The sequence below is a fragment of the Megasphaera intestinihominis genome, from assembly GCF_040096415.1.
Classification (GTDB): Bacteria; Bacillota; Negativicutes; order Veillonellales; family Megasphaeraceae; genus Megasphaera; species Megasphaera intestinihominis.
In genome coordinates this window covers 1-20,845 of sequence record NZ_JBBMEU010000031.1, presented here as the reverse complement: position 1 = coordinate 20,845, position 20,845 = coordinate 1, and the positions used below count along the sequence as shown (strand labels likewise).

At 57.3% G+C, this 20,845-nt stretch carries 21 protein-coding genes and 1 pseudogene; 19 read left to right on the top strand and 3 right to left on the bottom strand.

All coding sequences use genetic code 11. The annotated features are described in order from the left end of the window. The first annotated feature begins 16 nt into the window (after positions 1-16). The 18 genes from WMO23_RS06460 (at position 17) to WMO23_RS06375 (ending at position 17,649) form a co-directional block, all read left to right on the top strand. Positions 17-2,065 (top strand): DUF5693 family protein, encoded by a 2,049-nt coding sequence (locus WMO23_RS06460; RefSeq protein ID WP_020723735.1) that lies wholly within the window; start codon positions 17-19, stop codon positions 2,063-2,065. Beyond that, the gene (csaB, locus tag WMO23_RS06455) at positions 2,058-3,191 is read left to right on the top strand and encodes a polysaccharide pyruvyl transferase CsaB (RefSeq protein WP_020310900.1); all 1,134 of its coding nucleotides are present in this window, start codon (positions 2,058-2,060) and stop codon (positions 3,189-3,191) included. The genes WMO23_RS06460 and csaB overlap by 8 nt, the downstream gene beginning before the upstream one ends. Then, positions 3,188-3,874, top strand: coding sequence for a cell division ATP-binding protein FtsE (gene ftsE / locus WMO23_RS06450; protein WP_020310899.1), 687 nt, complete (start codon positions 3,188-3,190; stop codon positions 3,872-3,874). Before csaB ends, ftsE begins: the two co-directional genes overlap by 4 nt. Further along, positions 3,864-4,751, top strand: a complete 888-nt coding sequence (gene ftsX / locus WMO23_RS06445) for a permease-like cell division protein FtsX (protein WP_020310898.1) — start codon at positions 3,864-3,866, stop codon at positions 4,749-4,751. The genes ftsE and ftsX overlap by 11 nt, the downstream gene beginning before the upstream one ends. A 1-nt stretch (position 4,752) precedes the next feature. Beyond that, the gene (locus WMO23_RS06440) at positions 4,753-5,925 is read left to right on the top strand and encodes a murein hydrolase activator EnvC family protein (protein ID WP_292108360.1); all 1,173 of its coding nucleotides are present in this window, start codon (positions 4,753-4,755) and stop codon (positions 5,923-5,925) included. Positions 5,926-6,085: 160 nt separating this feature from the next. Further along, positions 6,086-7,243, top strand: coding sequence for a S41 family peptidase (locus WMO23_RS06435; protein WP_020310896.1), 1,158 nt, complete (start codon positions 6,086-6,088; stop codon positions 7,241-7,243). Between the two features lie 135 nt (positions 7,244-7,378). After that, on the top strand, positions 7,379-8,650 hold the full coding sequence (gene obgE, locus WMO23_RS06430; protein WP_292108361.1) for a GTPase ObgE: 1,272 nt from the start codon (positions 7,379-7,381) through the stop codon (positions 8,648-8,650). Between the two features lie 111 nt (positions 8,651-8,761). Next, a complete protein-coding gene (locus WMO23_RS06425; protein WP_020310895.1) occupies positions 8,762-9,055 on the top strand; it encodes a YhbY family RNA-binding protein in 294 nt (97 codons plus the stop codon). Positions 9,056-9,068: 13 nt separating this feature from the next. Then, entirely contained in the window at positions 9,069-10,199 is a 1,131-nt protein-coding gene (gene proB / locus WMO23_RS06420; RefSeq protein WP_020310894.1) for a glutamate 5-kinase, read from the top strand. Positions 10,200-10,214: 15 nt separating this feature from the next. Continuing rightward, positions 10,215-11,459: a glutamate-5-semialdehyde dehydrogenase gene (locus tag WMO23_RS06415; protein WP_292281486.1), complete on the top strand. Its 1,245-nt coding sequence runs from the start codon at positions 10,215-10,217 to the stop codon at positions 11,457-11,459. Between the two features lie 147 nt (positions 11,460-11,606). Next, the gene (gene nadD, locus WMO23_RS06410) at positions 11,607-12,248 is read left to right on the top strand and encodes a nicotinate-nucleotide adenylyltransferase (RefSeq protein WP_292108363.1); all 642 of its coding nucleotides are present in this window, start codon (positions 11,607-11,609) and stop codon (positions 12,246-12,248) included. Then, complete coding sequence (gene yqeK, locus WMO23_RS06405) at positions 12,206-12,802, top strand: bis(5'-nucleosyl)-tetraphosphatase (symmetrical) YqeK (RefSeq protein ID WP_020310890.1); 597 nt, start codon at positions 12,206-12,208, stop codon at positions 12,800-12,802. Before nadD ends, yqeK begins: the two co-directional genes overlap by 43 nt. Positions 12,803-12,804: 2 nt before the next feature. Continuing rightward, positions 12,805-13,773 (top strand): LCP family protein, encoded by a 969-nt coding sequence (locus WMO23_RS06400; RefSeq protein ID WP_020310889.1) that lies wholly within the window; start codon positions 12,805-12,807, stop codon positions 13,771-13,773. A 27-nt stretch (positions 13,774-13,800) separates the two neighbouring features. Next, a complete protein-coding gene (gene rsfS, locus WMO23_RS06395; protein WP_014017001.1) occupies positions 13,801-14,184 on the top strand; it encodes a ribosome silencing factor in 384 nt (127 codons plus the stop codon). A 1-nt stretch (position 14,185) separates the two neighbouring features. Beyond that, a complete protein-coding gene (locus WMO23_RS06390) occupies positions 14,186-15,040 on the top strand; it encodes a CvfB family protein (protein ID WP_292105628.1) in 855 nt (284 codons plus the stop codon). A 507-nt stretch (positions 15,041-15,547) separates the two neighbouring features. Then, complete coding sequence (locus WMO23_RS06385; protein ID WP_020310887.1) at positions 15,548-16,102, top strand: ECF transporter S component; 555 nt, start codon at positions 15,548-15,550, stop codon at positions 16,100-16,102. Positions 16,103-16,115: 13 nt separating this feature from the next. Then, positions 16,116-16,937: a pyridoxamine kinase gene (locus tag WMO23_RS06380; protein WP_302511652.1), complete on the top strand. Its 822-nt coding sequence runs from the start codon at positions 16,116-16,118 to the stop codon at positions 16,935-16,937. 109 nt (positions 16,938-17,046) lie between these two features. After that, positions 17,047-17,649, top strand: coding sequence for a TatD family nuclease-associated radical SAM protein (locus WMO23_RS06375; protein ID WP_239639646.1), 603 nt, complete (start codon positions 17,047-17,049; stop codon positions 17,647-17,649). A 220-nt stretch (positions 17,650-17,869) separates the two neighbouring features. On the opposite strand, the gene WMO23_RS06370 is transcribed toward WMO23_RS06375, so the two are convergent. Continuing rightward, entirely contained in the window at positions 17,870-18,343 is a 474-nt protein-coding gene (locus WMO23_RS06370) for a CBS domain-containing protein (protein ID WP_020310884.1), read from the bottom strand. Between the two features lie 251 nt (positions 18,344-18,594). On the opposite strand from WMO23_RS06370, the gene WMO23_RS06365 reads away from it, so the two are divergent. Next, positions 18,595-19,407 (top strand): histidine racemase CntK family protein, encoded by an 813-nt coding sequence (locus tag WMO23_RS06365; RefSeq protein WP_020723963.1) that lies wholly within the window; start codon positions 18,595-18,597, stop codon positions 19,405-19,407. 129 nt (positions 19,408-19,536) lie between these two features. Here WMO23_RS06365 and WMO23_RS06360 read toward each other — a convergent pair whose 3' ends face one another. Both WMO23_RS06360 and WMO23_RS06355 read right to left on the bottom strand, forming a co-directional pair. Further along, on the bottom strand, positions 19,537-20,337 hold the full coding sequence (locus WMO23_RS06360; RefSeq protein WP_302511675.1) for a phosphoenolpyruvate carboxykinase (ATP): 801 nt from the start codon (positions 20,335-20,337) through the stop codon (positions 19,537-19,539). Positions 20,338-20,436: 99 nt separating this feature from the next. Beyond that, positions 20,437-20,633, bottom strand: a pseudogene (locus tag WMO23_RS06355) (phosphoenolpyruvate carboxykinase (ATP)); the annotation flags it as partial. Positions 20,634-20,845: the final 212 nt, after the last annotated feature.

Here is a 20,845-nt window from a genome sequence, read left to right as displayed (position 1 = left end):
GAAGAGAATGACAAACATGAATAAACGCAGTATGCTGGCGATGATACTGGCCGTCTTTATCGGCCTCGTATGTGCGCTGGGCATGTGCGTACAACGCAATGCGATAGAAAATGAGTCGACGACGGTAGAACAGGCTATGGATTATGATGCCATCGTCGTCATGGCCCGTAACGACGGCTACGACCTCGACACGGCACTTCAGATGTGCCGCGATGCCGGCGTTACGAGCTTTACCATTTACGATACTACCCTCAATAAGCTGACCCAGCGCGGCGAACTGTCGCTGGTGACGAAACTCGGTGCCGACCTCTATTATCCTCAGTTCGGCATTACCGACAAATCCTATGACTACTACCTCATCGGCAAGCCCCAGGGCCAGACGGACCTCTATTTCGACGAAGTCGTATCCGACCTCAAGACCCGCCTGGGTGACGATAAAGTCAAGATCATGTCCCATGGCCCGTACCGTATTGTCGGTATTCAAGGTGTCATGCCGGGCTTAGGCGATGTCAACCTGGGTATCCTCAGCGCTGACGCCAAGACTATCAGCGACCACGGCTTCCACGTCATCCTGCGGCCGACGAATTACAGCAACCCGACGAAGGAACAGGTCGCTCATTTCTTCGACCGCGTCGATCAGATCAAGAATGTATCGGGCATCATGTTCGTCGGCAAGGAAGTCCTGGGCTATACGCCGGTCAACGCCGAACGCAAGACCATGCTGGACTATACGGCGGACAACCTGAACGACAGGGACATTCCTTTCTATATGATCGAATCGGTCAACCAGCTCCAGTATAATCAGCAGGACGGCATGTATGACCTGGCCGGCCTGGTCCATTACCGCACGGCCCGCGTCTATGCCATGGCCAAGGAAGAACTGGAAAAGATTACGCCTGAAGAAGCGGCTATGCGCTTTTACATCAGCGACCTGGAACGCAATGCCCGGGTCAATCTCTATCCGCTCTATAAGAAGCCTCTCCACGGCATGAACCTGACCCAGACCAACTTGTCTTACGTCAAGATGGTTTCGCAGAAACTGACGGACCGGGGCTACACCCTGGGCCGGGCTTCCATCATGCCGGCCTATTATCCGAACCGCCTGCTCCTGGCCATTACGGCAGCGGCAGCAGCCTGCGGCTTCGTCTTCGTCCTCAACCTGCTCCTGCCCTTGACGGACCGCAAGAACTACATCCTCATGGGCCTGGGCATCGTCTGTGCCGTCATCGGTGCTATCGTCGCCAAAGGGGCCTTGTTCCTCCAGGTCTGGGCTATCGGCTGTGCGACAGCTGCGCCGACAGCGGCCATTCTCCTGGCCCTGGACCACTGGAAGAAGATGAAGATCACTAAGAAACTCGGCTATGGCCGCGTCGTCCGCGATGGCACCATCGGCTTGTTCTTTGCCGTCGCCGTGGCCATGATCGGCGGCCTCTATATCGCCGCCATGCTGGGCAATATCCGCTTCTTCATGGAATTCGACTTCTACCGCGGCGTCAAGCTGACCTTCATCCTGCCCCTGATCCTGGTGGCTATCGGCTATCTGCGCCGCTTCCCGCTCATGGGACAGACCATCGCCTCGCCGGAAGACCTAAAGGTCTTCGTCAAGGATTTCCTCAATATTCCCATTAAGATGGGGACCATCCTTATCCTGGCCGTCCTGGCCCTGGCTGGCGTCATCTTCGTCGGCCGCAGCGGCCACACGGCAGGCGTCCCCGTACCGGGCGTGGAAGTCGCTATGCGCCGCTTCCTGGAAAATGTCCTCTATGCCCGCCCGCGGGAAAAGGAATTCCTCATCGGCCATCCGGCCTTCTACCTCATGGTCGCTGCGCTGTACCGTAAATGGCCGCAGCTGCTGCACTTCTTCCTGGTCATCGCCGCTGCCATCGGCGTCGGCTCTATGGTCGAAACCTTCGCCCATATCCGCACGCCTTTCCTCATGTCCTTCATCCGCGGCATCAACGGCTGGGTGACGGGCATGGTCATCGGTATCGGCCTGATCATCGCCATTGCCATCGTCAGCTATGTGACGACGTGGCTGGGAAAGCAGGTGGCCCATCGTGACTAGAGTCGTTATTTCCGGCTATTACGGTTTTGCCAATGCCGGCGACGAAGCCATGCTGGCGGCCATTGTCGGCTCCCTGAAAGACATCATTCCCGACGTATCGATTACGGTCATCACCGGCAACTGCCGCATGACCCGGGAAAACCATAACGTACAGGCTGTACACCGCCTGAACTTCTTTGCTATCGCAGCGGCCATTCGCCGCTGTGATATTCTTATAAGCGGCGGTGGCAGCCTTTTGCAGGACGTGACCAGCGCCCGCAGCCTCTATTATTACTTGTGGATCATGAAAATCGCCCTGTTCTTCAAGAAGCCCGTCATGCTCTACGCTCAGGGCATCGGCCCCGTCCGCGGTGCCAAGGCCCGCCGGGCTGTGCGCGATGTCTTGCAGCGCGTCGCCGTCATCGGCGTCCGCGATGCCGATTCCAAAGCCGAACTGGCCGCCATGGGCGTGACCCGGCCGCCTATCCATGTCACGGCTGACGCCGTCTTGTCCATGCATCCCGTCGATAAGAACATCGGCCTCTATATTCTCAAGAAACACGGCATCACCGGCATCCGCCGGCGCCTGGGCATTGCCGTCCGCAACTGGCAGGACCATGAAGCCTATAAGGACGCCATTGCCGCTGCTGTTGACGAGCTGCAGGAAACACAGGACGTCCACGTCATCTTCATCCCCATGCAGTACCCGGCCGACGTCGAAGCCGGCCGCGACATTGCCAGCCGCATGAAGACGAAAGCCGTCGTCCTCGACGGCCACTATACGACGGTGGAATTCATGTCCCTCATGGGCTGTATGGATGCGGTCATTGCCAACCGCCTGCATGCCCTCATCTTTTCGGCTATCATGCAGGTGCCGGCGACGGCCGTGTCGTATGACCCGAAAATCGACAGTTTCATCGACCTCATCGGCGATAGGGTCTGCGGCACGACAGAAGACGTCCAGGCTGCGGATATCGTCGCCGACGTGAGCCAGAAATTGGCTCTCGGCCATTTGGCGCCGGAAATCAAGGCCCGCCTCAATCACCTGCGGCGCCAGTCCCTGCGCAATGCCTATCTGGCCCTGCGCATCCTGGAAGGCCGCAAGGGCGTCCGCAAGCGCCTGCAACAGCATCGGAGGTCCTTATGATTGAATTAAAGAACGTATCCAAGGTCTATGACAATGGCTCCATTGCCCTGGACCACGTATCGCTCCATATCGGCAAGGGCGAGTTCGTCTTCGTCGTCGGCGCCAGCGGTGCCGGCAAGTCGACGCTCATCAAGCTCTTGTCCTATGAAGAACTGCCATCGCGGGGTTCGGTCTTCGTCAACGGCATTGAAGTCAATAAGCTGGCCAAGAACCGCGTGCCCTATCTGCGCCGCAAAATGGGCATCGTCTTCCAGGATTTCCGCCTCCTGCCCAATAAGACGGCTCAGGAAAACGTGGCCTTTGCCATGGAAGTCATCGAAGCGCCGCGGCGCCTTATCCGCCGCCGTGTCCGCGATGTCCTCGACCTGGTCGGCCTGGTCGGCAAGGCCGATGCCCTGCCTAAGAACCTCAGCGGCGGCGAACAGCAGCGCGTAGCCATCGCCAGGGCCATCGTCAACCGGCCGCTGCTGCTCATTGCCGATGAACCGACGGGGAACCTGGACCCGGAAACGTCGCGGGACATTATGGAAGTCTTCAAGAAAATCAACCACATGGGGACGACAGTCCTCATGGTGACTCATGATAAGACCCTCGTCGACATGATGAACAAGCGGGTCATCGAAATCGACGGCGGCAAAGTCGTCCGCGATGAACAGAAGGGGGGCTATGACGATGAAAATTAGGACCATGCGCTACTACATGGCCGAAGCCATTCAGTCGTTCTGGCGCAACCGCTTCATGTCCATCGCGTCCATTGCTACCGTCGCCTTGTCCCTGTTCATCCTGGGCATTTTCCTGACCCTCGTGGCCAACCTCGATTATTTCGCTGAGAACCTGGAAAGCCAGGTCGAAATCACGGTCTATCTCAAAGACGACGTGACCCAGAAGGACATCGACAGCGTCGGCCGCCGCCTGAGCGCCCTGCCCGATGTGAAGTCCGTATCCTTTACCGACAAGGACCAGGCCATGGACATCCTCAAGGACCGCATGAAGGACCAGCCGGGCATCCTCGACGCCCTGGACGGCAAGAATCCCCTGCCCAGTTCTTATGAAGTGACCTTTACCGAACCGGAAGCCGTGCGCCGGACGGCCGACATCGTCGCTGACTATCCCGAAGTCGAAGGGACCCATTACGGCCAGGAAATCATCGAACAGCTCTTCCAGATCACACGCATCATCCGCTGGGGCGGCATTGCCCTGATCATCTTCCTGACCCTGGCTATGCTGTTCATCATTTCCAACACTATCCGCCTGACCGTCTTCGCCAGGCGCAAGGAAATCGCCATCATGAAATACGTCGGCGCGACGAACTGGTTCATCCGCTGGCCGTTCCTCCTGGAAGGGCTGCTCCTGGGCTTCATCGGCGGCGTCCTGGCCGACCTGGCCTTGTGCCAGTTCTACGGCTTCGTCGTCACGGCGGTCCACCAGTCCCTGGCCTTCCTGCCCATGGTCAGCGTCTATCCCTTTATGTACCGCACGGCAGCCATCCTCTTGGTCATCAGTATGATCATCGGCGCCCTGGGCAGTACGATTTCGCTGAAACGATATATGAAGGTGTAATATGGTAAGAAAATATATCATCCTCGCCGTGACGGCAGCCCTGTTATCGCCGTGTCTCCTGACCTTTGCCGACGATGACCTGCAGGGCCAGCTGGACGACGTCCAGACCCGCATGGCCGAGCAGAGTGAGAAGAAGGCCCAGGCCCAAATGGTCATCGACAACGTCAGCGATAAGCTCTATGAAATCCAGAAGAGCCTGGAAGCCGCTCAGGGCGAATACCAGACGGTGACGGCCGATTTGGCGGCGACGGAAGAAAAAATAGCCGCGACCCAGGCCGAGCTCGACGAGAACCGGGCGCGCCTGCAGAAGCGGGAGAAAGTCTTTACCAAGCGCATCCGCGATATCTATATGCACGGCCAGCTGAGTTATCTCGACGTCGTCCTCGGCGCCAAGGATTTCAGCGACTTTTCCAACCGCCTGGAACTCCTGCGCCGCGTCGTCGATGCCGATATCTCCCTCATTTCTGACATCCGTCAGGAACGGGCAGCTATCGAAGCGGCTCAAAAAGAATTAGAAGTACAGCGCGACCGTCAGGCACAGCTGCGCGATGAAGCGAAGGCCAAGCGCGACGAAATCGCCGCCCATAAAGACGAACAGCAGGCCGTCCTTTACCAGGCCCAGAACGATAAGGCTACGGCTGAGAAGGCCTATGCCGAATATCAGCAGGCTTCCCAGTCCCTGGGCGACAAGCTGCGCCAGCGGGCTGCCGAAGAAGCGGCGGCCCAGGCCGCGCCGCCTGCCCCGGACAGCAGCGATGGCAGCGATTCCCAGCCCGTCAGCAGCGGCGGGACGGGAGCCATGATCTGGCCCGTCAACGGCGTCATCACGTCGCCTTACGGTTACCGGACTCATCCCATCTTTGGGACGACCATCTACCACAGCGGCATCGATATCGGCGTCGATTATGGCACGCCTGTCCAGGCAGCCGATGGCGGTACCGTCGTCGAAGCCGGCTGGATCAGCGGCTATGGCTATGCCGTCGTCATCGACCACGGCAACGGCCTGTCGACGTTGTACGGCCACAATCAGGAACTCGCCGTCTCGCCGGGCCAGGCCGTCTCTCAGGGCCAGGTCATCGCCTATGCCGGCTCGACAGGCAACTCCACGGGCCCGCACGTCCACTTTGAAGTCCGCGCCAATGGCGACCCCGTCGACCCCCAGGGGTATTTGTAGGGGGAAGTCGGCGCGTCACGGCTTCTGCTGATAGGCACGAGTACTTTTTGTATAGTATAAAGTTTGTAGTACAGAGTTTGTAGCGATGGCTTTAAATTTTTGGACATTTACTGCAAACTAAAAACTGCAAACTATGAACTAATTTCGAGGAGGCACCCTGATGGGGAAACATAGTTTACGGCAGACGTGGGAGAGCGTCCGCCGGCCGCTGGGATATGTCTGCAGCGGTATGATCATCATGATTGTCGCCATGGTTGGCCTCTTTTGGTATTATACGGGCCGGCCTTCGTCGATGTTCGAGTTTTTCCGGACCTTGGAAATCATCGAAAGCCATTATGCCGAAAATGTCGATAAAAACGCCATCTTTGACGGTGCCTTGAAGGGCATGGTCAGTACTTTGGGCGATAAACATTCGACCTATCTCGGCGGCGATTTGTATAAAGACTTTTCCGCCCAGATGAGCGGCACTTACGCCGGCATCGGCGTCTACATCGCCTCTACCGATGAAGGCATCCTCATCGCCGGTGTCATGGAAGGCAGTCCGGCTGAGGAAGCGGGTCTCCAGCGCGGTGATATCCTGGTGTCCATTGATGGCACGTCCGTCGAGGGCTATCAGCTGGAAGATGTGTCCAAGAACATCCGCGGACCTGTCGACACCAGCGTCGACCTCGTCGTCCGCCGCGATGGCGAAGAACAATCCTTTACCGTCCAGCGCCGCCAGATCCACGTGCCGACAGTCGCCGGCAAGATGGTCGACGGCACGGACGTCGGCTATATCCGCGTGGCCGTCTTCAGTGATGGCACGGCTGACGATTTCACCAAGGAATTTACCAAGCTCCGCGAGCAGGGCATGAACAAGCTCATCCTCGACCTGCGTGACAACCCGGGCGGCATCGTCGAACAGGCTGTCGGCGTGGCCAGCAATTTCGTTCCGCCCAACAGTACCATCGTGTCTTATACGGAACAGGATGGCAAAGTGGACCAGTACACGGCCCAGGGGACGGATGACCCGATTCCCATCGTCGTCTTGGTCAATGAAAATTCGGCCAGCGCTTCGGAAATCGTCGCCGGTGCCGTCCAGGACATGAAACTCGGACCCATCGTCGGCGTCAAGACCTACGGCAAGGGGACCGTCCAGGGCGTCTTCCCCGTCGACTCGGCATCAGCCGTCAAAGTGACCGTCGCCAAGTATCGGACGACGAATGGCCGCGAAATCGACGGCGTCGGTATCGAACCGGATGTCGTCGTTCCCTTGACGCCGTCCGACCCGGAAGACAGCCAGTTCGAGAAGGCTTTGGAAATTATTCAGGAAAAATGACTTTACAGATGAGCGAATATGCTTTAAAATTTGATAGTAACGTCAATTAGATATTTTTGGACAGATAGACAGGAGACATGGTATATGTATGCTGTGTCTCTTTCTGTATCCGCATGTATTCCTATGAGGTGAAATATGTTTATAGACAGAGCAAGAATTTTTGTACAGTCCGGCAAGGGCGGCGACGGCATGAGCAGTTTCCGTCACGAAAAGTTCGTCCCCAAGGGCGGGCCGAACGGCGGTGACGGCGGCCAGGGCGGCAACGTCGTCCTCGTCGCCGACCGCAACGTCAATACCCTGGTCGACTTCCGGTTCCGCCGCCTGTTCAAGGCCAAGCCCGGCGGAAAAGGTGAAGGCAGCAACAAGTACGGCCGCAATGCCGAAGATTTATTGATCACTGTTCCCTTGGGGACCATCGTCAAAGATGAAGAAACGGGCCAGGTCATGGCCGACTTATCCCGCGACGGCCAGCGGGCCATCGTCGCCAAAGGCGGCCGCGGCGGCCGCGGCAACTGGCATTTCCGCACCAGCGCCAACCGGACGCCGACCTTTGCCGAACGGGGCGAACCGGGGGAAGAACGGTGGCTGCGCCTGGAACTGAAGGTCCTGGCTGACGTCGGCCTCCTGGGTTACCCCAGCGTCGGCAAGTCGAGTATCCTGCGCAAGGTTTCGGCAGCTCAGCCGGAAGTCGCAGCTTACCACTTCACGACGCTCAACCCGATTTTGGGTGTCGTCAACCTGCCGGACCACCGCAGTTTCGTCATGGCCGATATCCCCGGCCTCATCGACGGCGCCAGTGAAGGCGTCGGCCTGGGCCACGATTTCCTGCGCCACATCGAACGGACGAAGATCCTCATCCACGTCGTCGACGTGTCGGGCATCGAAGGGCGCGACCCCATCGAAGACTATGAAAAGATCAATGCCGAACTGGCGAAATACAGCGAAAAACTGGCGCGCAAACGCCAGGTCGTAGCGGCCAACAAAATCGACCTCCTCGGCGATTCGGACAACCTGGAACGGCTCATGGACTACATGACCGCTCACGGCGTCGAAGTCTATCCCATCTGCGCCATGACCGGCGAAGGCATGGACAAGCTCCTGGAACGGGTCTGGACGATGCTCGAAGAGTACGTCGAAGAACCGGACGAAACGACGGAAGAAGTCGTCTATAAAGCCCAGAATAAGCCGGACTTTGAAGTCAAGCGCGACGACGACGGCGCCTTCGTCATCACCGGCGCCCGCATCGAAAACCTCGTCGCTATGACCAACTTCGACGACGACCAGTCCCTGCGCCGCTTCCAGCGCATCTGGCGCTACATGGAACTGGACAAGCTCCTCCAGGAACACGGCATCCAGGACGGCAACACCGTCCGCATTTATTCCATGGAATTTGAATACCACAAATAACGCAGGCCGCCATTGGCTCCCCTGATAGGGGAGCCATCGTAGGGGCTCGCACGTGGCGAGCCCGCCTGAGTCCAACATATTTTATATAATAATGAGCACAAGGAGATCCATATGAACAATAAAGATAAGAAGCAACTCAAGGGCATGGCCAGCCTCATGCCGTCTGTCGTCCAGATTGGCAAGGACGGCCTCAGCGATGCCGTCATCGACAGCGCCCGTGCTGCTATTACGGCGCGGGAACTGATCAAGGCCCACGTCCTCAACAACGCCAATCTGCCGACGAAGGAAACCATGGAAGATTTGGCCGACATGCTCGGCGCCGAACTCATCCAGGTCATCGGCCACTATGGCGTCTTATTCAAGAAGAAAGACAAGAAATCTCATTACGAATTTATTAAAGACTAGGACGTGAGGCTTTGTGAACAGTACAAGCAGGGACTTCGGCCAGAAGAAACGCATCGTCGTCAAGGTCGGGTCCAGCACCATTTCCCATGCTACGGGAAAATTGAACTATCGGCGTATGGAACACCTGGTCCGGGAACTGGCGGATCTCCAGAACCAGGGTAAGCAGATGATCCTCGTCAGCTCCGGCGCGACCAATGCCGGTATGGCGCCGCTCCACATGGACCACCGGCCCCGGTCGATACGGGAAAAGCAGGCTCTCGCCGCCGTCGGCCAGGGCGTCCTCATGCATACGTATGAACGGCTCTTCCGCGAATACGGCCAGGTCGTCGGCCAGGTCCTGCTGACCCGCATGGATTCCCAGGACCGGAGCAAGTTCATGAACTCTCGCAACGCTTTGCTGACGATGCTCGACATGGGCGTCATTCCCATCATCAATGAAAACGACGTCGTCGCCGTCGATGAATACAAAATCGGCGACAACGACACGCTGTCGGCTATGGTCAGCGGCCTCGTCGACGCCGACCTGCTCATCCTCTTGTCCGACATCGACGGCCTCTACACGGATAATCCGCGGACCCATGATGATGCCAAAATCATCCCTGTCGTCGACAACATCGACAAGCACATCTATGAAATCGCCGGCGACGCCGGGTCCAGCATGGGCACGGGCGGCATGTACACTAAGATACAGGCCGCGTCCATTGCCACGGCAGCCGATGTGGACATGGTCATCGCCTCGGGCAGTGAAGACGGCATCATCAGCCGTATCTGCGCCGGCGAAGAAGTGGGGACGCTGTTCAAAGCTAAAGAAACGCCGCTGCACTCGAAGAAGCGCTGGCTCGTATCGGGCAGCAAGGCCCAGGGCCGGCTCGTCGTCGACCAGGGCTGCCGCAATGCCATCATCGACCACGGTTCGAGCCTCCTGCCCGTCGGCATTACCGCCGTCGAAGGCATCTTCGATGAAGGGGACATCGTCAGCGTCGTCTACGACGGCCTGACCATTGCCAAGGGCATCAGCAACTACAGCAGCGTCAACATCAATGCCATCAAGGGCCTGCAGTCTGCGGATATTCCCAAGGTCCTGGGCCACAATGGCATTTATGAGGAAGTCATTCATCGCGATAATCTCGTCGCCATGTATTAAAAGGGGGTATTTTCTATGATATCCGAAGTATTCCGCAAAGGTCGTGACGCCAAGGAAGCCTCGTACGTCCTGGCCGCTGCCTCTACGGCGGAAAAGAATCAGGCTCTGGCCGCCATCGCCGACGGTCTCGTCGCCCATGAAACCGATATCCTGGCAGCCAATGCCGTCGACTTGCAGCGGGCTAAAGCCAAGGGCATGGCGTCGGCCATGGTCGACCGCCTGACGCTGACCAAAGAGCGCATCGCCGCCATGGCCGAAGGCGTCCGCCAGGTCATCGCCCTGCCAGACCCGGCCGGCGTCGTCCTCGACGAATGGGACCGCCCCAACGGCTTGCACATCCGCAAGGTCAGCGTGCCCTTAGGCGTCATCGCCATCATTTATGAATCGCGGCCCAACGTCACGGTCGACGCCGCCGTCCTCTGCGTCAAAGCCGGTAATGCCTGCGTTCTCCGCGGCGGCAGTGAAGCCATCGCTTCCAATACGGCCCTGGCCAAAGTCATCCGCGAAAGCCTGGCCGCAGCCGGCCTTCCGGCCGATGCTGTGAACCTCATCGAGGATACCGACCGGGCCCTGGTCAAAGAACTCTTGACCTTGCGCCGCTATATCGACCTGGCCATTCCCCGCGGCGGGGCCGGCCTGATCCGCATGGTCGTCGACACGGCGACAGTGCCCTGCATCGAAACGGGGAGCGGCGTCTGCCACGTCTACGTCGACAAGGATGCCGATTTGGACATGGCCGTCAAGATCGTCGAAAATGCCAAGGTCTCGCGGCCGTCGACGTGCAACGCCATGGAAACGCTCCTGGTCCACCGCGATGTGGCCCAGGCCTTTCTCAAGAAACTGGCGCCGGTCATGAAAGCCGACGGCGTCGAGCTGCGCGGTGACGACGAAGCCTGCCAGTCCAGCGCCATGAAGGCTGCCAGTGACGACGACTGGGCGACGGAATACAACGCCCTCATCATGTCGGTCAAGGTCGTCGGCTCCCTCCAGGAAGCACTGGACCATATCCGCCGTTTCAGCACTCACCATTCGGAAGCCATCATCACGGAAAACAAGGCCACTGCGGCTGCCTTCCAGGCCGCCGTCGATTCGGCCGCTGTCTACGTCAACGCGTCGACGCGCTTCACCGATGGCTTTGAATTCGGCTTTGGCGCCGAAATCGGCATCAGCACGCAGAAGCTGCATGTCCGCGGACCCATGGGGCTGGAAGCTCTCGTGTCCTATAAATACCTCGTCGACGGCGACGGTCAGGTCCGTTGAGGCTGCGGAAGCTGCGCGGGTATGGACGGACCCTGCGCCAGTACGCTGCGTCGCCGAAGACACAGTTTGAATACCGGCATTATGCCAGATTTTTATTGCTTTACGCGTTAGCAGTAGCTATCGCCTGGGGAGGAATCTATTGGTACCATGGAAATCACTAGGCTCGGCATCATGGGAGGGACCTTCAATCCCATCCATTTAGGCCATCTCATGATCGCTGAAGAAGCGCGCCAGACCTTTCACCTGGACAAGGTCCTCTTCGTGCCGTCATACATCACGCCCAACAAGAACGTCAACGGCGCGACGGCCGAGCAGCGCCTGGCCATGACGCGCCTGGCTACGGCTGACAACCCGCATTTTACAGTCAGTGATATGGAGATGCGCCGCAAGGGCAACTCCTATACGGTCGATACGCTGCGCTTCCTGAAGAAGCTCTACGGACCGTCGTATATCTTGTATTTTATATCCGGTACAGACACGATCCACGACCTGTACAACTGGAAGGAACCGGAAGAAATCCTGAAGCTGTGCCAGCTCGTCGGAGCGACCCGGCCCGATGGCTCAGAACAGATCGATTCCATCATCGCCTCTTTCGGAGAGCTGGGGAAGCATATCCTCAAGCTGCCCGTACCGACCATGGAAATCTCATCGACAGAACTGCGCCGCCGCATCCGTTTAGGGCTATCTGTGCGCTATATGATACCGCCGGCTGTGGCCGAATACATCAGAAAAAATGGAGTATATCAATGTACAACGAAGAATTCAAAGATAGAATCAAAGAGGATTTAAAGAAATCTCTGTCTTCTCATCGCTATACCCATGTACTGGGTGTAGCAGCAGCGGCCCGCGAATTGGCAGACCGCTACGGCTGCGATGCCGATACGGCTGAAGTAGCCGGCCTTTTGCACGATGCTGCCAAACAGCTGCCCCTGCCGGAGATGCAGGCACTGGCGGAAAAATCCTTTCCCGTCCTGCCGGCACCTATCCTGGCTAACGGCGGCCTGCTCCACGGCTATGCGGCCGTGACCATCGCCAAGGAGCGCTATGGCATTACCGACCCGGCCCTCTTGGGGGCCGTCGCCCACCACACGACCGGGGCGGAACAGATGAGCACCCTGGAAAAAATCATTTTCCTCGCCGATTACATCGAAGTGAACCGCGACTTCGACGGTGTCGACGACCTGCGCCAGGCAGCCAGGCGCGACCTCGATGAAGCCGTCCTCTTGGGCTATGATTCGACGATCCGCCATCTCCTCGACCAGGGCAAACCTATTTTCGTCGGCACCGTCGTCAACCGCAATGCCCAGATCGACGTCGTCCGTGCCGCAGATGGGAAGGCCTGAGGATGACACAGGAGAAACGAAGAAAGATATTATACCGCATCCTGGCCGTCGTCGCCGCCATCGCCATCGTCCTGGCAGGCCGGTCCCTGTACCTGCATTACCAGTCCATCAAAGAGGCGCCGATCCAGCAGGATGTGCCGGACACGAGCCAGACCCAGAGCGACAGCTCCGTCTTTGCCCAGACCAGCCCGGACAAGCCGCTCTACGTCCTGCTCCTCGGCACCGATGGCGGGGACCCGCAGCAGGCGAATTTCGTCGGCGTCGCGGCTATCAACAAGGCCAAGAAGCACATCGACATCATCATGCTGCCTGACGATACGAAAATCGAAGGGCGCAAGGAAAAGGGCATCCAGGAATTGCAGGATGTCTACAGTGAAGGCGGCATGAGCCTGGTCCGGGCCGTCGTCGAAGACATTTTCCACATCCCCATCCCGTATTATGCGACCTTTACGGCCGATTCCTTCTCGAAGATGGTCGACCTCAGCGGCGGTGTGCCGATTTACGTCGAAAAGAACATGTACCACGGCGACGAAGCGACGGGGAAGACCGACATCAACCTCTTCCAGGGCTATCAGACCCTGACCGGGAAGGAAGCCGCCGGCTATATGCGCTATATCGACGCGGACGGCTATCTGTCGCGGACGCAGCGGCAGGAACGGTTCATCAAGAACTTCTATGAAGACCGGCAGGACTGCTTCGGCGTGACCAATGCCTTCTTCATGTACCGGGCCTGGCACAACGTCGATTCCAACATTTCCGCCAAGGACATGGCCCAGCTGGCCTTCGATTTCCGCGGCGTGACGGCTGACAACATCGATTTCTATATCCTGCCCGGCGAAATGGCCATGAGCGGCAAGAACGGCGATACGAAATACTACTGGACCTACGATCCGGTCGAAGTCCAGAAAGTCATTGGCCGCACGAACAACGCCATCTCGACGGCGCCGGAACCGGATGATACGAAACAATAATTACGTCATAAAGGAGTTACTATATACATGCCAATTACCATGAAAGCAGCGAAAGCTGAACAACCGAAAGAACTGAAGAGCTATGAAATTGCCTGCAAGGCCGCTGACGACAAGAAAGCCTGGGACATCGTCACCCTCGATATGAGCGATTCGTCCCTCATGGCGGACTACTTCGTCATCTGCAGTGCCCGCAACAACCGGCAGTCCCAGAGTATTGCCGACAATATCGAAGAACAGATGGAAAAGAACGGCTATGATGTCCGTCACGTCGAAGGCTACCGCGAAGGCAAGTGGATCCTCATCGATGCCGGTGAAGTCATTGCCCACGTCTTCGTCGAACAGGATCGTCAGTATTACGATCTGGAAAACTTATGGTGCGACGCACCGCGCATTGCCTACGAAGGTGAATAAGATGACGACACTTCAGGAAAATAGTATTGTTACGCTGGAAGTCCTGCGCCAGAGCGATATGGGCGTCTTTTTGAACGGCGGTACGGGCAATACGAACGACGATATTTTACTCCATAAGAACCAGCAGACAGGCGACGTCAAAGTCGGCGACAAAGTGACGGTCTTCTTGTACCACGACCCGTCAGGCCGCCTGACGGCCTCTATGCGCCTGCCGAAGATCAAAGTCGGCCAGATCGGCTATGCGCCGGTCATCAATACGACGCGCTTCGGTGCCTTCGTCGACGTCGGCACGGAACGGGGCATCTTCATGCCCTTTGCCGAAATGAAAGGCCGCCCCAAGGAAGGGGAATACGTCTGGGTCAAGCTCTATGAAGACAAGTCCCACCGTCTGGCCGTCTCTATGGAAGTGGAAGACGAAATGCGCCGGGCTTCGCGGGCGGCGACGGACGCCAAAGTCGGCGACTGGGTCGAAGGGGCGGTCTACAACATGACCGACCAGGGGGCATACCTCATGACCCGCGAACGCTGGATCGCCTTCCTGCACCGCAGCGAATTCAACGGGCCCATCCTCATCGGCCAGATGATCAAAGGCCGCATCACCTACCTGCGCGAAGACGGCCGCATTAACATCTCCCTGCGCCAGACCAAGGAAAATGCCATCAATCCCGATGCCGAACGTATCCTGGACTTCCTCAAGCAGCGCAAGGGCAAGATGCCCTATGGCGACAAGACGGCACCGGCCGTCATCAAAGCCAAATTCGGCCTGAGCAAAGCCGCCTTCAAGCGCGCCTTGGGCCACCTCATGAAAGAAAAGAAAATCCACCAGGACCAGGGCTGGACCTATTTGGATATATAGGGGCTCGCGCGTGGCGAGCCCGCATGTGGCACGTTGTGGGAATCCCGCAAGCTGGTGTGATTGAGCGGTTCGTATAACCAACGGGACCGTGCACGAAGACATATGTCGTCATGCACGGTCCCGTTTTGATTTTATAGGGGCTTGCACGTGGCAAGCCCAATCCAGAATATGAACGCTTTTCCCGTTTGAGGAGAGTGCCGCCAAATACCCGACGGGCTCCCCACGTGGGAGACCCTACGGATTGAACTTTTTCTGTTAGATTCAGGCGGGCCGCCAGCCACAGCTGTCCGTTCTGGCAGCCGTCCTGCGTCTCCCGCTGGTCGGCACCTGACGGGCCAGAAAGGCTTTTGGGACGTCCCCTACGGATTGAACTTTTTCTGTTAGACAGAAAAAGTTCAATCTGTCCCATTTACAATGGGGTGGATATACCCTAAAATAGAGTACAGATTAATCATAACCATACATTGGCCAATGTGTGAAACTCTATAACCGTTAGGGGGATTTCACATGTCATCATATTCTATGGAACACAAACAATCGGCCACTTCGGCTGGGAGCCTTTGTTATGCGGCCGTTTTGACGGCGTTGGTCTTCGTCCTCACTTTTGTGCCGAAGATTCCCATTCCACTGGGCTATGCTCATTTGGGAGACGCGATTATTTTTGCGTCGGTCCTGTTCAGTACACGCCGGCAGGCGGCCCTGGCTGCCTCTATCGGGTCGGCCCTGTCCGATTTCATTGGCGGTTTCCCGATTTGGATCATCCCGACGCTGATCATCAAGTACGTCATGGTCGAAGCCGTCTTTTATACGGTACGCCCGGACAAACGGGAATGGACGCTGACGTCGCCGCGCGTCTTCATCGGTTTCTTCTTATCCGCTGCCTGGATGGTCCTGTCTTATACCGTATCGGGCAGTCTCCTCTACGGCAGCTGGGCCGTCGGCATCCCCATGGTGCCGGGACTCATCGGCGAAGGCGTCGTCAATATGATTGCCGCTTATGCACTGGCCGCTTGTCTGGTCAAGGCTAAATTCCATGGTTATGGTTATAGCCTGAAAAGATAAGGAATGATTGTATATGCATCAGAAGAAACTGGCTCTGGTCAATGATGTGACCGGCTATGGCCGCTGCAGCATCGCCGTGGCCCTGCCCATCGTGTCGGCCCTGAAAGTCCAGGGCTGCATTTTGCCGACAGCTATCTTGTCGGTCCATACGGGCTTCCACGACTATTATCTCGACGACTATACGGATCACATGACGCCGTATATCGAGAGCTGGAAGAAGAACGGCCTGACCTTTGACGGCATCAGTACGGGCTTCCTCGGCTCGGCCCGGCAGATCGACATCGTCCTCGATTTCCTCCGCGATTTCAAGGGACCCCATACATTGGCTATCGTCGACCCCGTCATGGGCGACAATGGCCAGCTGTATCCGTCGTATACCCAGGAGATGTGCGATGAAATGCAGCGCCTCCTGGCCTATGCCGACGTAGTGACGCCCAATGTGACCGAAGCCTGTGAGCTTTTGAACCTGCCGTACCGGTCGGACCGCGACTTGAGCGAGGACGATTTCGCCGCCATGGCCAAGGCCTTGGCCGACAAGGGGCCGCAGGGCGTCATCCTGACGGGCATCCACAATGGGCCGTACATCGGCAATTTCATCTATGACCAGGGGAAGATGAGCTGGGTCCGGGCCAAAAAGGTCGGCGGCGACCGCAGCGGTACAGGCGATGTCTTTACGGCCATCGTATCGGCGTCCGTCGTCCGCGGCGAAAGCCTGGAACAGGCCGTACAGAAGGCGTCGGACTTCATCTGCCGCGTCATGGCCTATACGGAAGAACTGGACCTGCCGCACAACGCCGGATTGGCCTTTGAAGAATATCTGACCACACTGAGATGATGTCTGCCATTCAGGCAGCTCTAAATAACAAAAAAGAGGATAGGGTATTATGATCGTTTACACTGTAGTAGGACAAGGACAATATGTAGATCTCGCAGATGGCTTGAAGATGAAGCCTGAAGGGCAGTGGAGCATGTACGTCAATCTGACCAACCGCTGTACCTGTTCGTGTACTTTCTGTCTGCGCTCCATGAAGAAGATGGCCGAAAATGAAACGCTGTGGCTGAAGCGGGAACCGACCGTCGATGAAGTGAAGAAGGCTCTCGATGGCGCTCCCTGGGACCACATCAACGAAGTCGTCTTCTGCGGCTTCGGCGAACCGACGGAACGGCTGGCCGATTTGACGGCCCTCTTGAAGTACGTCAAGGAAACGCATCCCGGCGTGAAGACCCGCGTCAATACCAACGGCCTGTCCGACCTGGCCTATGGCCGCGATACGGCCCCCGATTTTGGCGGCGGCATCTTGGATACCATTTCCATCAGCATGAATGCGTCCAATAAGGAACGCTACCTGGAACTGACGCGCAGCAAATTCGGCATCCAGTCTTATGACGCCATGCTCAAATTCGCCGTCGACTGTAAACAGTACGTCCCCAACGTCGTCCTTACCGTCGTCGACCACGTCGAAGACAGCGAAGAAATCAAGAAATGCCGCGCCATCTGCGACAAACTGGGTCTCCACCTCCGCGTCCGCGTGTACGAGGATAAATAACGATGTAGGGGCTCGCACGTGGCGAGCCCGCTGCCATAATGGGTTTGTAGGAGCCCAACATGTAAAGCATGCGATTCCGAATAGGACGAGAATTAACCTCTCAGTCAGCTACGCTGACAGCTCTCCTAGCAGGAGAGCCGGGCTGCCAGCCGCCAGCCGCCAGCCGCTAACTGCTAACTGCTAAAAAAGCGCTGCCGCATATGCGACAGCGCTTTTTTTTTCACTGTGTATTTTCGCCGTATTCATTGTAGAGTTGTTTGAGGATGTTCTTTCGTTCTACCATGCCCAGGAGCTTCTTGTCCTTGACGATAGGGATGGCTTTCAGGTGTTCTGCGACCATGACGCTGGCCAGGTCTTCCATGGTGGCGTCCGGGCCGGCCATGATGACTTTTTTTGTCATGAGTTGTTCGGCCGTGCAGGCAAAGAGTTTCTTGAAGCCCTGCTGGTATTCCTTGAGGTTGCCGTAATAGATGTTGGCTCCCAGGAGGTTGACGTATTGGGGGACACAGGGCTTGACTTCCTTGTACAGGAGGTCTGCGTCGGTGACGATGCCGATGATTTCCTTGTCGTCTTTGATGATAGGAATGGCCGTGATGTTGTTTTCTACGAACATATCGACGAGGTCAAAGATAGACGTATCTTTCTGCGCCGTAATGACATTTTTTTCCATGATATCTGCTGCCGTTTTCGACATAAGATCAACCCCTTTATCATAAATTCGATGGGAGCATGACTCCTATTCAATTACATTATACCATATTTTGGGCGTATAGGGACGTCTGTTGCCGTCCCGCCGGTCGCTATCCGCTAACCTCTTAAACGGGCTTCCCACGTGGAAGCCCCTACAGCGGCCTGCGGCCGGCGAACTGCGAACTGCGGCCTGCGTCCTTCGCCAAATCATGGTATAATAGGAACATATTTTACTAGACTAAAGGAGCGATGGACATGACCATAGATTATTTAGTAGCCGACCCTAGCGGCAATACGACGATTCTGGTGCTGACGCCAGTGCCGAAAGAGGAACACAGTGCTTTGGCGGCGAAGTTATTGGCCCTGCCGGGCATCGAAGCGGAACAGGTCGGCTATGTGACCCGCGAAGCGGGCAAGCCCCTGCGCGTCGACATGATGGGCGGCGAGTTCTGCGGCAATGCATCGCGGTCGGCGGCGGCCTGGGCCCTGGCCTGTGACGGCGGGACACAAGGCGTATACGATGTATCCTGCTCGGGCTGCGATACGGTCCTGCCGGCTAAGGTTGCCCAGAAAGGCGATGGCTTGTATGAAGCCTTCATTGAAATGCCTTATCCCGAAGATGTGAGCGGCGTCCTCGTCGACGCCGGCGATGTGCCGGCCCGTTTTTTCCGCGTCGATTTGCCGGGGATTACGCACTTCGTCCACTTCGTGCCTGATTTAGAAGGCATTGATAAAGAGAAATACTGGCATATCCTGGCTGATTACGTCGATGGCGAGGATTTCCCGGCTTACGGCCTGATTCTCTGCGATACGAAGGAACAGACCATGATTCCCGCTGTCTACGTCCGCGATACGGACACGCTATATTGGGAAAACAGCTGCGGCAGCGGATCGGCAGCCGTCGCCGCGGCCCTGGCCTGCACGACCCATAAGAACGTGGCCTGCTACATGAAGCAGCCCGGCGGTACCCTGGCCATTGCCGCCAAAGTCGGCGAACAAGGGGAACTGCAGCAGATCTTCATCGGCGGTCCCGTCAAATTGAGCCAAGTCCGAAAGGCAACTATATGATGAACGATAACGGGATTCCCACAACGGGCCGCCTTAACAGGACGGCCCCTACAGTGCGACATCTATGATGTCGCTGCGGCCTGCGGCTTGCGAACTGCGGCCTGCGGCCTGCCCGGGACGGGCGCCCCTCTACACCCGCGGTCCAGCCTGGATGATTTCTTCGGGCATGTCGGGGTACTTGGTCTTGAAGTTTTCGTAGAACATGGCGGCGACTTTCTTGGCCATGATGTCGTAGGACTTCTTGTTGTCCCACGTCGCCCGCGGGTTGAGTATCTGGTTGGGCACGCCTGGGCAGACCTGGGGGATGTCGACGTTGAAGCGCATGTCGTGACGGTAGGGGACGTTGTCGAGTTGGCCGTTCAAGGCGGCGGTGATCATGGCCCGTGTGTATTTCAGGTCCATGCGGCTGCCGATGCCGTAGGGGCTGCCGGTCCAGCCCGTATTGACCAGGTAGACCTTGGTGTTGTACTTTTCGATGCGTTCGCCGAGCATGCCGGCGTAAATATCCGGCGCCAAGGGCATAAAGGGTTCGCCGAAGAGGGTCGAGAAGGTCGGAATCGGTTCGGTAATGCCCTGTTCCGTGCCGGCGACTTTCGACGTGAATCCCGTGACGAAGTGGTACATCGCCGCTTCTTTACTGAGCCGCGAAATGGGCGGCAAGACGCCGAAGCTGTCGGCCGTGAGGAAGATGATGACCGTCGGGATGCCGCCTTTGCCGGGCTGGGCCGCATTGGGGATGTAGTCGATAGGGTAGCCGGCCCGCGTATTTTCGGTTATCTTGCTGTCGAAGTAGTTGGGATGGCGCGTGTCTTCGTCGAGGACGACGTTTTCCACGAGCGTGCCGGCCTTGATGGCATTGTAGATATACGGTTCCTTTTCGGGATTGAGGTTGATGCATTTGGCGTAACAGCCGCCTTCAAAATTGAAGATGCCCCGCGGCGACAGCCGTGTTCGTCGGCGCCGGCAAAGCCGTCGAAGAGGTAAATGGGCCGGTTCTGGAAGTAGGCCAGGATTTTGCTCTTGAGGGCGTTGAATTTTTCTTTGGAAATGGGCCGGTTGATGTTGTTCCAGGCGATGTAGTCGTGGATGGACGGCGTATCGACGATGAACTTGTCATCCGGTGCCCGGCCGGTATATTTGCCGGTCCGCACGACCAGGGCCCCAGTGTCGCTGAGGACGCCTTCGCCATTTAACAGGGCCTGTTCCGTCAGCCAGGCCGGCGACATATTGCGGTATACTACTTTGGGATTCATGAGTCCTATGCGTTCTAAACCATATGTCTGTTGCATATCTATCACTCCTTTGAGATTTGTGGCTCGTAGGGGCCGCCCGCGGGGCGGCCCGTTTGTGGAAACCCCATAATCTGGCACCGCAGACTGCGAAATAACCTCTCAGTCAGCTGTGCTGACAGCTCTCCTAGCAGGAGAGCCGGGCCGCC

What these genes read in the sequence shown, in the direction of transcription:
- WMO23_RS06460 (WP_020723735.1), top strand. Translation starts at nt 17, where the DNA reads ATGAATAAACGCAGTATGCTGGCGATGATACTGGCCGTCTTTATCGGC.
- ftsE (WP_020310899.1), top strand. Translation starts at nt 3,188, where the DNA reads ATGATTGAATTAAAGAACGTATCCAAGGTCTATGACAATGGCTCCATT.
- ftsX (WP_020310898.1), top strand. Translation starts at nt 3,864, where the DNA reads ATGAAAATTAGGACCATGCGCTACTACATGGCCGAAGCCATTCAGTCG.
- WMO23_RS06440 (WP_292108360.1), top strand. Translation starts at nt 4,753, where the DNA reads ATGGTAAGAAAATATATCATCCTCGCCGTGACGGCAGCCCTGTTATCG.
- WMO23_RS06435 (WP_020310896.1), top strand. Translation starts at nt 6,086, where the DNA reads ATGGGGAAACATAGTTTACGGCAGACGTGGGAGAGCGTCCGCCGGCCG.
- obgE (WP_292108361.1), top strand. Translation starts at nt 7,379, where the DNA reads ATGTTTATAGACAGAGCAAGAATTTTTGTACAGTCCGGCAAGGGCGGC.
- WMO23_RS06425 (WP_020310895.1), top strand. Translation starts at nt 8,762, where the DNA reads ATGAACAATAAAGATAAGAAGCAACTCAAGGGCATGGCCAGCCTCATG.
- WMO23_RS06415 (WP_292281486.1), top strand. Translation starts at nt 10,215, where the DNA reads ATGATATCCGAAGTATTCCGCAAAGGTCGTGACGCCAAGGAAGCCTCG.
- nadD (WP_292108363.1), top strand. Translation starts at nt 11,607, where the DNA reads ATGGAAATCACTAGGCTCGGCATCATGGGAGGGACCTTCAATCCCATC.
- yqeK (WP_020310890.1), top strand. Translation starts at nt 12,206, where the DNA reads ATGTACAACGAAGAATTCAAAGATAGAATCAAAGAGGATTTAAAGAAA.
- WMO23_RS06400 (WP_020310889.1), top strand. Translation starts at nt 12,805, where the DNA reads ATGACACAGGAGAAACGAAGAAAGATATTATACCGCATCCTGGCCGTC.
- rsfS (WP_014017001.1), top strand. Translation starts at nt 13,801, where the DNA reads ATGCCAATTACCATGAAAGCAGCGAAAGCTGAACAACCGAAAGAACTG.
- WMO23_RS06390 (WP_292105628.1), top strand. Translation starts at nt 14,186, where the DNA reads ATGACGACACTTCAGGAAAATAGTATTGTTACGCTGGAAGTCCTGCGC.
- WMO23_RS06385 (WP_020310887.1), top strand. Translation starts at nt 15,548, where the DNA reads ATGTCATCATATTCTATGGAACACAAACAATCGGCCACTTCGGCTGGG.
- WMO23_RS06380 (WP_302511652.1), top strand. Translation starts at nt 16,116, where the DNA reads ATGCATCAGAAGAAACTGGCTCTGGTCAATGATGTGACCGGCTATGGC.
- WMO23_RS06375 (WP_239639646.1), top strand. Translation starts at nt 17,047, where the DNA reads ATGAAGCCTGAAGGGCAGTGGAGCATGTACGTCAATCTGACCAACCGC.
- WMO23_RS06370 (WP_020310884.1), bottom strand. Translation starts at nt 18,343, where the DNA reads ATGTCGAAAACGGCAGCAGATATCATGGAAAAAAATGTCATTACGGCG.
- WMO23_RS06365 (WP_020723963.1), top strand. Translation starts at nt 18,595, where the DNA reads ATGACCATAGATTATTTAGTAGCCGACCCTAGCGGCAATACGACGATT.